At 50.3% G+C, this 7,821-nt stretch carries 6 protein-coding genes; 3 read left to right on the forward strand and 3 right to left on the reverse strand.

Annotation, left to right across the window (positions count from 1 at the left end):
• Window positions 1-283, forward strand: a 283-nt coding sequence (locus KDK16_RS05880) for a hypothetical protein (protein ID WP_257275141.1), incomplete at its 5' end; no start/stop codon positions are given.
• A 123-nt stretch (window positions 284-406) separates the two neighbouring features.
• Here KDK16_RS05880 and KDK16_RS05885 read toward each other — a convergent pair.
• Complete coding sequence (locus KDK16_RS05885; protein WP_257254171.1) at window positions 407-664, reverse strand: hypothetical protein; 258 nt, start codon at window positions 662-664, stop codon at window positions 407-409.
• Window positions 665-773: 109 nt separating this feature from the next.
• On the opposite strand from KDK16_RS05885, the gene acnB reads away from it, so the two are divergent.
• Both acnB and KDK16_RS05895 read left to right on the forward strand, forming a co-directional pair.
• Window positions 774-3,365 (forward strand): bifunctional aconitate hydratase 2/2-methylisocitrate dehydratase, encoded by a 2,592-nt coding sequence (acnB, locus tag KDK16_RS05890; protein ID WP_257254170.1) that lies wholly within the window; start codon window positions 774-776, stop codon window positions 3,363-3,365.
• 254 nt (window positions 3,366-3,619) lie between these two features.
• Entirely contained in the window at window positions 3,620-4,798 is a 1,179-nt protein-coding gene (locus tag KDK16_RS05895; protein ID WP_257254169.1) for a macro domain-containing protein, read from the forward strand.
• A 2-nt stretch (window positions 4,799-4,800) separates the two neighbouring features.
• Here KDK16_RS05895 and KDK16_RS05900 read toward each other — a convergent pair whose 3' ends face one another.
• Window positions 4,801-6,810 (reverse strand): DUF3488 and DUF4129 domain-containing transglutaminase family protein, encoded by a 2,010-nt coding sequence (locus KDK16_RS05900; protein ID WP_373690929.1) that lies wholly within the window; start codon window positions 6,808-6,810, stop codon window positions 4,801-4,803.
• Window positions 6,794-7,821: DUF58 domain-containing protein (locus KDK16_RS05905; protein ID WP_257275143.1), on the reverse strand; the 1,028-nt coding region annotated here is incomplete at its 5' end. The genes KDK16_RS05900 and KDK16_RS05905, both read right to left, overlap by 17 nt.

The following is a 7,821-nucleotide window of genomic DNA, read 5'->3' on the forward strand; positions in this document are numbered from 1 at the left end:
CACTCATGACTCTTTTTACCAATCACTTTCGAACATAAAGGTCAATGAATTTACTGGAGAAAAGGATCTGATCTTTGGAGATATTGTACAAATAACAAGCCAACCTTCCGATACTGGAGATAAACCTTTAGTTTTTCATAGTATGATTTATATCGGTGATGGCAAATACATTAACAAACTTTCTAACCTGGATATTTACATCCAGGATCTTGAGTCAATATTAGATACTTTTGAAGCGTGGAAAAAAAGAATACTAAGGGTTGTCAGGGATGTCAGCACATGACGCCTGTTCTCATGAATCAAGATTGTTCACCATGAGATTACTTTCAACTCAATACTTGCGGCAATAATCACTAATGTACGAGAAAAACCGGCACAACAAGGGCTTTACCGACCGGCCCAACCATTATTCACCAAATTTATACCAAAGATTGCGGGCTTCACTTAACTTGAATAACGCTATCCGATATACTGCCCGCGCCCGGTTGGCTGAAGAAGCAATGGTTACAGTTCTTTTCACTGCTAATCTGTAAAGAATAATTCCCACCGGTATACGATGCCTGCACACATCGCCATGGGCATGAAAGTAATCTAAAGTGAACTCCTGTTCTGGAGGAGGAGCAGTGGTATCCGTCAGAGCTTTCTTCTCTACCCGCCCAGCCATATTGTGCAGGACCTACATTCACAGGAACATCAGCAACTGTCTGGCCCACCGCTGTAGAGATTACGGGAAAAGTGACCGGACAGGCCGCACAGATGATGAGGGTTGATCCGTGCTAGAAGCCTACAGAAAACATGTCGAAGAGCGTGCAGCAGAGGGTGTCCCACCAAAGCCACTGAGCGCTGAGCAAGTCACCGGACTGGTAGCCTTGCTGAAAACCCCGCCAGTCGGTGAAGAAGAGTATCTGCTGGACCTGCTGGAAAACCGCATTCCGCCCGGCGTAGACGAAGCTGCTTACGTAAAAGCCGGTTTCCTGTCCGCCATTGCCAAAGGCGAAGCAGAATCCCCACTACTGGATAAAAATAAAGCGGTTGAACTGCTGGGCCTGATGCACGGTGGCTACAACATTGAGACGCTGGTAGAACTGCTGGACAGCACCGAACTGGCGGAGCTGGCTGCAGAACAACTGAAAAGCACCCTGCTGGTGTTTGATGCTTTCCACGACATTGAAGAGAAAAGCAAGGCCGGAAACGCACACGCCAAGGCTGTTCTGAAGTCCTGGGCAGATGCCGAGTGGTTCACCCAGCGCCAGACGGTTCAGGAAAGTATCAAGGTTGCCGTCTTCAAGGTGTCTGGTGAAACCAACACCGATGACCTTTCTCCTGCACCAGATGCCTGGTCTCGTCCCGATATTCCGGTTCATGCCCGTGCCATGTACAAAATGACGCGCGACGGTTTGGAACCTGAAGAGCACGGCGTGATCGGCCCTCTGCAGCAGATCGACAAAATCAAGGCAAAAGGCCTGCCCGTTGCCTTCGTGGGCGATGTAGTGGGTACCGGCTCTTCGCGTAAGTCCGCTACCAACTCGGTATTATGGTTCTTTGGTGATGACATTCCGGGTGTGCCAAACAAGCGTGCCGGCGGTATCTGTATTGGCGGTAAAGTAGCACCTATCTTCTTTAACACTATGGAAGATGCTGGCGCTCTGGTTTTTGAAGCCCCCGTTGATAAGCTGGGCATGGGGGATGTGATTGAAATCCGTCCATACGACGGCAAAATCCTGTCTGAATCCGGTGAAGTGCTGTCTGAATTCGACTTCAAATCCGACGTCATCCTGGACGAAGTTCAAGCAGGCGGCCGCATTAACCTGATCATAGGCCGTGGTTTGACTGACCGTGCCCGTGAAGCTCTGGGTCTGGGACACTCTGATATTTTCCGTCGTCCTGTTGCTCCCAAAGCCTCCGACAAAGGTTTTACCCTGGCCCAGAAAATGGTTGGCAAGGCCTGCGGTGTTGAAGGCATTCGCCCTGGCACCTACTGCGAGCCCAAAATGACCACCGTAGGTTCTCAGGACACTACGGGTCCAATGACCCGCGACGAACTGAAAGACCTGGCTTGTCTGGGCTTCTCTTCCGATCTGGTGATGCAGTCTTTCTGTCACACAGCAGCTTATCCAAAGCCTGTTGATGTTGAAACTCACCACACTCTGCCAGACTTCATCATGAACCGTGGCGGTGTGTCCCTGCGCCCGGGCGACGGTATAATCCACAGTTGGCTGAACCGCATGCTGCTGCCTGACACGGTCGGTACCGGAGGGGACTCTCACACCCGTTTCCCACTGGGTATTTCCTTTCCTGCTGGTTCCGGTCTGGTAGCCTTTGCTGCGGCTACCGGTGTTATGCCTCTGGATATGCCTGAGTCCATTCTGGTTCGCTTCAAGGGCGAAATGCAACCCGGCATCACCCTGCGTGATCTGGTTCACGCCATTCCTCTTTACGGTATCAAGCAAGGTCTGCTGACGGTTGAGAAGAAAGGCAAGAAGAACGCCTTCTCTGGCCGCATTCTGGAAATCGAAGGTCTCGAGAGCCTGACAGCGGAACAAGCTTTCGAATTGTCTGACGCTTCTGCTGAACGTTCTGCTGCCGGTTGTACCATCACGCTTTCTGAAGAGTCCATCGCCGAATACCTGAAATCAAATGTGACGATGCTGCGCTGGATGATCAGCGAAGGTTATGGTGACCCTCGTACTCTGGAGCGCCGTGCTCGCAAGATGGAAGAGTGGCTGGCTAATCCGACGATGATGCGTGCGGATGCTGACGCTGAATACGCTGAAGTGATTGAAATAGACCTGTCTGAAATCAAAGAGCCTATCCTGTGTGCTCCTAACGATCCAGATGATGCCCGTACACTGTCTGACGTGGCAGGCGACAAGATTGACGAAGTTTTCCTGGGCTCCTGCATGACCAACATCGGTCACTTCCGCGCGGCCGGTAAACTGCTGCAGCAGAACAAGGAGCCTCTGCAAACCCGCTTCTGGATGTCTCCTCCTACCAAGATGGACAAGGCCCAGCTGGAAGAAGAAGGCTACTATAGCATTTATCAGGACAGCGGTGTTCGCACCGAAATTCCGGGCTGCTCATTGTGTATGGGTAACCAGGCACGTGTAGAACCAGGCGCCACTGTGCTGTCTACTTCTACCCGTAACTTCCCGAACCGTCTCGGTGATGGCGCTAACGTATACCTCTGCTCTGCCGAGCTGGCTTCTGTGGGCGCGATTCTGGGCAAAATCCCTACGGCTGAAGAGTACATGGAATACGCACAAAATCTGGATTCCATGTCCAGTGAAGTCTACCGTTACCTGAACTTTGATCAGGTAGAGTCCTATCAGAAGGCGGCCGATGAGGTTATCGCTAAAGCAAGCTGATCAGTGACCTGGTTGTCGTCACAAGATCCCCGCCATTGTGCGGGGATTTTTTTTCTAACTCTGAATGCCAGAAGTGTGATCGATGGGAGAATTGACGCTGTATTTCAAACCAGCATAAAAATTCGTTGGAAAGTCGACAACTTTTCCGGCCAACTCTGTCAGCCAACCTTGCCAGATACCTTTCAGCCCTGTGAATCCCTATCAGGGATGAACTGATTATACTTAAGACTATCGGTAGATTTTCTGGCTCAAGCATGATTCCAACGTCTGATTCGGTCAGTTCAGCATCCAACTGGCAGCTTTTCAAAAGCTGGGTAAAACATAAACTGCGCTCAGCCTTTACCTGGAACCGGAAAACCCGGGTACTGGAAGACCCTGCAGCCTTGCTTCAGGAAGCCAGGGCCAGAGGCGACAACCCTTATTCAGGAATAAAACTTCGAAACATCAAACGGGATGAAAATCCACAGCCTCAGATCAATAGAACCGCCCAACATTACAGAAATGACTTTGCCCGTATTGGTATTGATGTCAGTTCACTGGCCGAAGAGACTGACCTCTTTTTGGAGCTTCAGTACAAACTGCTAACCCGGGCCAAGAGCCTGCAATCCAAAATCTACAAACAGGGAATGCTGGAAGATATGCAGGCCTGCTCCAGGCTTGTGAATCGAGTGATCGCCGGTGACTGGCCAGCTGTCCTGGATGATCTTACTCCGGACCACCCTACTGAAGGGATCCACGAATTGGTGGATTTTGTCAGACCTCTTCAACTTTTGCTCACCCCCCCGAAAGAACAATCGACCATCACCCAGGTACAAACGGATGTCAAAATACCTTCCGACCAATTGTTGGGAAAAGAAGTCTTTTTGATGTCCGGGGATATCAGCCTGATGAATGAGTTACGCAACCTACCGATTGAAGTCATTGCCTGTCCCTACACCCCCATGGGATCACCCAACGAAACAGCTTTACTGAGTCAGCTTTCCGAGATTGATCCCGGCCTGACAAGAAAAGGGTTTCGGGAAGCCATTAAAAAGATGAAACCGGGGCTGGCCGCCATTACAGCCAGCCCCGCTTTGCAGTGCAGAGGCTTCAGTCATATGGTTCATGCCATACTTCCTAAGGCTGATTCCGGGAGTATTCATTCAGAATTGGTCAGCGCCTACCAATCGGCCATCGAAGCCGCTCACAGGAAAAACCTGTCGAGCATCGCCATCCCCATCTTCAGCTCTGAACTGAATCTTACCCCTCAAAGAGCCGCGACTGTCGCTTGTATTGCTGTCAGCCGATACATGAGCAGCCACACTTATGAAACCAGACCCCCCAAAGTCTATCTGGTTTGCCCCAGCACAGAGGAAGGTCAGAAAATCCAGGGATATATTAACCATTACTTGAGCCAGAAGATGCCGAAGCCTCCTGTGCAAGACTCTCCCTGACACTAAAAACGAGTCAGAAGCCGCTTCAGCTCGTGCATTTCCGAAAAATTTTCCCCATAAGCTGCTTGTATATAAGCCTCACAAAAAGACATTACAGGCTCTGCGAGCTTATCATCTGATTTGGAGATACGGCGTGCAAAACTCAACTCTGCTTCGCCATCTCCCGGGACAAAACCTCTTTTGGCCATTTTTTTAAGGAAGCGGGCATAGAGTTTCTGCAGTGGAGATAGCGACTGGCGACGATACAATAAAGTCAGCGATAATACGGCCAATATCAAGCTTACCCCCAGCGCCAGAGCCGTCGCCTGCCGCCAGTAAAAATCTTTATCGCCCAACAGGCTTCTCAGAAACGCCTCCTGTTGATCCTGCTTGAAGTTCACGACCGACCTCTGCCATTGATATTCTGCTTTCTCAAAGACCAGCCTGACTCTGTTAATAATGCCTGACTGACGATAACGATAGAGAGATAATGGACTGTCTGGCAAAAAAGTTTCGGCAGGGCCAATAGCTGCTTCCAGGCCAGATGCTATTCTCTGGGGTGAAACTGCGGCGGTAGGATCAAACCTCAACCATCCCTGCCCTGCCACCCAGATTTCAGCCCAGGCATGAGCATCGAACTGTCGGACCTGAATCAGGTTTTCATCTTCCTTGAACTCTCCGCCCTGATAACCACCGATGACTCTGGCCGGAATACCTGCTGCTCTCATCAAATAAACAAATGCACCCGCATAATGGGCACAAAAACCTCGCCGACCTTCAAACAGAAATTGATCAATCGTGGAACTTTGATCGTACAAAGGTGGGGAAAGGGTATAGTAGAAGTCATCCTGACGAAACAGCGACAGTAGTCGACCCGCCATTTTCACGGGATCCTCACCGGCCTGGTTGAACAGTCTAAGCGCATATTGCCGACTTCTATCATTTCCGACTACCGGAATCCGGGTATTCAACTCAACAAGCCAGCCAGGCATAGAGACAGATCGAGCCCGGGGCAACATCCCATCCAGGGAGTACAGCAGTCGACTGTCAACCGGTTGCTCCGATGCCAGCCTCATTGTCCTGTAGAAAAAACTTTTTTCAGCCACTGTACCGGCAGCTCCCAGGGAATACATCCATGGTTTTCCGGTAGGCTCCATCATGACTTCATATTGATAACTTCCCAGACGATTCTTCCACCATCCTTCAGTAACAGGCTGCTTACTGACCCAATCTTTCTGCGACATAGCGGCAACAGAAAACAGCTTGTCCGTCTGCTTCCAAGTCTTGCCATCAAACTGATCCAGCACCACAGCCCGCCAGTATCTTTGCTGAGCAGGTGGCACATCAGCTGCAAAGCGGGCACGAAACACCAATTCATCTGAACGACTGAGTCTGGCTATATCGCCAGGAGTCATGGCATCGGTTAAACCAACTCTGCCACTGTTATCAGGAAGAGGGACTGACCAAAGCGGCCCCATACGAGGTACCAGGATAAACAGAAGAATGGTTAAAGGAGCCGCCTGAAAAGCCAGAAGACCTGCAAACCTGATACTCGATACAACAGGTGTCGTATCCATTTCCCGGAACAAACCTTGCTGAGCCGCAATCAACATGACCAGACAAAACATAAGGTATAGCGTCTGTAATAACGTCTGGGAAAACAGAACGGCTGTTGCCACCAGAAAATAGCCGATGTAAACGACAACGAGCGCATCCCGCTGGCTTCTCATTTCCAGTAGTTTGAGTGCATACCCTGCGGCCAGAATAGAGACCGATGATTCCAGGGATATCAATGGCCTGAAACTGACCACCACCGAAACAAGAGCAATCAGGATCAGCCCCAGGCGCAATAAAAAAGGTGGCCAATGCCCTCTACCCTGCAAAATGGCAATCCGCCAGCCTGCGGAAAGACAACCTGTCAGAATAATAAGCAACGGAACTTGCTTCCAAATGGGGAACAAGACTGAAAGAAGTGCGGCAATTAACCACAATGTTGAGGTCCTGCTCACCTGAGCATCACTCAGCACGTTCACCTCCGGACCTTTTAATACCCGGAGCCCTATCAGAGCCAGAAGCAAATAACGCCAGAGTTTCAAGGCACTCTTTTGAATGCTTGTGCCCTATATTGGCAGCCAACTCTGTTCCGGGAACGGACAAACTGTATGGTCTGTTACTGGCTTCACATTCCAGACACCATCCAGCCAAAACAGAGAGTTTATCTTCCAGACTTACACCGGGATTATGCTGCAGGCAGAGCTTAACCTGATGACCTAAAGGTTCCTCAAACAGCTTGGTATTCAGCTCACTGGTTCTCGCATAGCCTTTCCAATCAACATGACCCGGAAGATCCGTCTCTTTATAACGGCGAAAACCGGCAAAATCATCCTGCCCTGATCGTGTTTGTCTACCGGTCTCCTCTCCTACTCCCAGCAGACTTGGAACAGGGTGGGAAAAATCAGCCCTGGGATAGATCAGGGTGTGCATTTCCAGCTGGACCCAGCTCCATGCCCTGCAAAACCCCAGAGGGTACACACTCTCTACTTTCATCCTGCCCGGACGAAACCAGCCTCTGGATATTGCTTTTACCTGCAGAGTGAAGTCCTGATTGGTTTCGAATGAGTAGGTCACCTGCTCATTTTCAGGCCAGCCTAATCGCACAGATTGTCGCCCCCGGCCCCCTGACTGCAACTGCAGATGAACTGATATCAAGTCTCCTGCATGACCCGAATCAGCAGACTTTGAAACCAGAGTCATCCCCGCAAGATTTTTCCAGGTGTGAAGAATGGAAAGCATAAACAGACTGACCATAAAAAAGGACAGGCCAAAGGCCAGACTGTTAGCATAATTGGCCGCCAGTATAAAAATGAGTACAGCAACAGACAGCCAGATATAGCCCCCTATTGTGGGCAGGATAAATATCCGCTGTTGATCCAGAGTCACCCTTGGCGCTGGTGGAATGCGTCGATCCAGCCATTGGTGATATCGCTGTCTGATAGCGGCTGCTGGCATACGTTTCATCCCATGATGTGAGTGCCAGTCAGCAA

The sequence above is a fragment of the Endozoicomonas sp. SESOKO4 genome, from assembly GCF_024606275.1.

Coding starts and splice junctions, on each gene's coding strand:
- KDK16_RS05895 (WP_257254169.1), top strand. CDS start 3,620: ATGATTCCAACGTCTGATTCGGTCAGTTCAGCATCCAACTGGCAGCTT.
- KDK16_RS05885 (WP_257254171.1), bottom strand. CDS start 664: ATGGCTGGGCGGGTAGAGAAGAAAGCTCTGACGGATACCACTGCTCCT.